The sequence below is a fragment of the Microcoleus sp. S28C3 genome, assembly GCF_036700785.1.
Taxonomy (GTDB): Bacteria; Cyanobacteriota; Cyanobacteriia; order Cyanobacteriales; family Microcoleaceae; genus Microcoleus; species Microcoleus asticus.
In genome coordinates this window covers 1-3,087 of sequence record NZ_JAUBPO010000241.1, presented here as the reverse complement: position 1 = coordinate 3,087, position 3,087 = coordinate 1, and the positions used below count along the sequence as shown (strand labels likewise).

Here is a 3,087-nt window from a genome sequence, read left to right as displayed (position 1 = left end):
CGCCATCAGTACCGATAATTGGAGAAGAGTTCTGCGTTGGTGTCGGTGTGACAGATGGCGTTGGTGTTGATGTCGGAGTGGGCGCTGGCGTGACAGATGGCGTTGGTGTTGTCGTAGGAGTGGGCGTTGGCGTGACAGATGGCGTTGGTGTTGTCGTAGGAGTGGGCGTTGGCGTGACAGATGGCGTTGGTGTTGATGTCGGATTGGGCGTTGGCGTGACAGATGGCGTGGGTGTTGTCGTAGGAGTTGGTGTGACTGCCTCTGTGATTGTGCCGAGTTTAGCAACCCAAATATCTCTACTGGTTTCTCCCATCAGGTAGACCTTGCCAGCGCTATCGAGTGCTAACTCTGAGGCTAATTCAAAGTTAGCAGTCCCGAATTGCTTCAGCCACAACTGGTTGCCATTGCTGTCGTACTTAGTTGCCCAAATATCTCGACCACCTGCATTTTGGCCTACCAAAGAGCCGTTAGTTTCTCCCATCAGGTAGACATTGCCAGCGCTATCAACTGCTGAGTCTGAGACGGAGTCTGAGAGGAAGTTAGAGTTGGTAGTCAGGAATTGCTTGAGCCACAACTGGTTGCCATTGCTGTCGTACTTAGTTGCCCAAGTATCCAGACGCACTGAATTTAGGTCCTTGGTTTCTCCGATCAGGTAGAGATTGCCAGCGCTATCGATTGCTAACTCTGAGGGGGAGTCAGAATCAGCAGTCCCGAATTGCTTCAGCCACAACTGGTTGCCATTGCTATCGTACTTAGTTGTCACAATATCTAGACCCCCTGCATTGGGGCCTCCCAAACTGCTCTGGGTTTGTCGCGTGAGGTAGAGATTGCCACCGCTATCGAGTGCTGCTAACACTTTTGTTGCTGCCAAGTCAACGTCAGTAGTCCCGAATTGATTCAGCCACAACTGATTGCCATTGCTGTCATACTTAGCTGCCCAGGTGTCCAAATCCGATCGATAACCTTTTGACAAGTTATAGTTTATGCCCGTCAGGTAGACATTGCCACTGCTGTCCACTTTTATGCCATAGGATTGGTCCTGGGTGTCAGAATTGACATCCTCCTTCGACCACAACTGATTGCCGCTGTGGTCATACTTGGCTACCCAGGCCTTTGAAAATGTTTGACCTGAACGGGTATCAAGGGACCTTGTTCCTGAAATGTAGACATTGCCAGCACTATCCACTGCTAGGTCTGAAGAATAGTCTTGAAGATCAGAAGTTCTGGGGGAGTTACTGACGAACTGCTTAAGCCACAACAGGCTGCCAATGCTGTCATACTTAGCTACCCAAACGTCGTGAAAATGCCCTATCAGGTAGAGATTACCAGCACTATCCACTACACTCTTCTCTATTGGATCTTCACTGCCAATCTCTACTAACTGCTTGAGCAACAACTGACTGCCACTGCTGTCATATTTGGCTACCCAATTATTCGTTCCACTCGAAGGGTTATAGCTATCTCCTGTCAGATAGAGATTGCCTGCACTGTCAAATGCTGTGCTCCTGAAGCTATTGTAAATAGGTGTGCCGAATTGCTTGAACCATTCCAAGTTAGGTGCTGGTTTTCCAATAGTCAGTGTGGTTTCAGGGATTGTACCTGCAACGGCACCTGCGATCGGGCCAAAGCCTAAAATGACTGTTTCATCGTTCTCAGGGAGGTTGTCAGGTTTGATGGTGACTGCAATATTCTGAGTAAGGGCAGTACCGGAAGCACCTGCGGGGAATGTAACAGTAGTGGAAAGGGTATAATCTTGGTCAGCACCTTGAGTAGCGGTACTGTTGGGGTTGATGACAATTGGTACGGTTACGTCAATCAGTGGAGCCTTGCTGAGAGTGACAGGAATATTAATTGCTGTATCTTGGGTTGCTTCATTTTCCCTGTAGGTGGGAGTCCCGAAATTTACGTCAACAGATGTGCTGCCAAGCAGAATTGAGACTTTGTTGGAGCTAACACTCGCCACAGCCAAGTCGGAGAAGGTATCGTTATTGAAGTCGCCTATTGCAACTGAATCGGTACTGTACTCAGCGCTATAGTTGCTCGGAGTACCAAAGCTACCCGTACCATCTCCCAGCAAAATTGAGACCTTGTTCGAGTAAGCGCTGAAGAAGAAATTATTCGCCACAGCCAAGTCGGAGAAGGTATCGTTATTGAAGTCCCCTATTGCAACTGAACCGGGACTGTACCCTGCGGTAAAATTGGCAGCAGTACCAAAGCTACCCGTACCATTTCCCAGCAAAATTGAGACGTTGTTGGAGCTATTAGTATCTGTCACAACCAAGTCGGAGAAGGTATCGTTATTGAAGTCCCCTATTGCAACTGAATGGGGACGGTACCCAGTGCTATAGTTGCTCGGAGTACCAAAGCTACCCGTACCATCTCCCAGCAAAATTGAGACGTTGTTGGAGTAATTATTCGCCACAGCCAAGTCTGGGAAGGTATCGTTATTGAAGTCCCCTATTGCAACTGATTGTGGAGATGACCCAGCGCTATAGTTGCTCGGAGTACCAAAGCTACCTGTACCATCTCCCAGCAAAATTGAGACGTTGTTGGAGTAACTATTCGCCACAGCCAAGTCCGGGAAGGTATCGTTATTGAAGTCCCCTATTGCAACTGAACGGGGATGTGACCCTGCGCTATAGTTGGTAGCAGTATAGTTGGTAGTAGTACCAAAACTACCTGTACCATCTCCCAGCAAAATTGAGACGTTGTTGGCGCCATTATTCACCAAAACCAAGTCGGAGAACGTATCGTTATTGAAGTCCCCCACTGCAACTGAGTGTGGAGATGACCCAGCGCTATAGTTGCTCGGAATACCAAAACTACCTGTACCATCTCCCAGCAAAATTGAGACGATGTTGGAGTCAGAATTCGTCACAGCTAAGTCGGAGAAAGTATCGTTATTGAAGTCCCCTATTGCAACTGAGACTTGTCTATCTAAGCTTGGATATAGTGAGTGTGGATAGGACCCTACGCTATAGCTGGTCGCAGGTGAGAAGAGAGAGAGGATGTGGCTGTAAGCTGCCATGACATCTGGCTTAAACACTGTGGGTGCTTTGATTTTCCCTGTGGTAACATCCAGTTCCC

The 3,087-nt window shown here is 48.3% G+C and carries 1 protein-coding gene; it reads right to left on the bottom strand.

Features of this window, described 5'->3' with window-relative positions; translation table 11 throughout:
• Window positions 1-2,878 (bottom strand): FG-GAP-like repeat-containing protein (locus QUA13_RS32050; RefSeq protein WP_333205074.1); only part of this gene is annotated, 2,878 nt, incomplete at its 3' end.
• Between the last annotated feature and the right edge of the window lie 209 nt (window positions 2,879-3,087).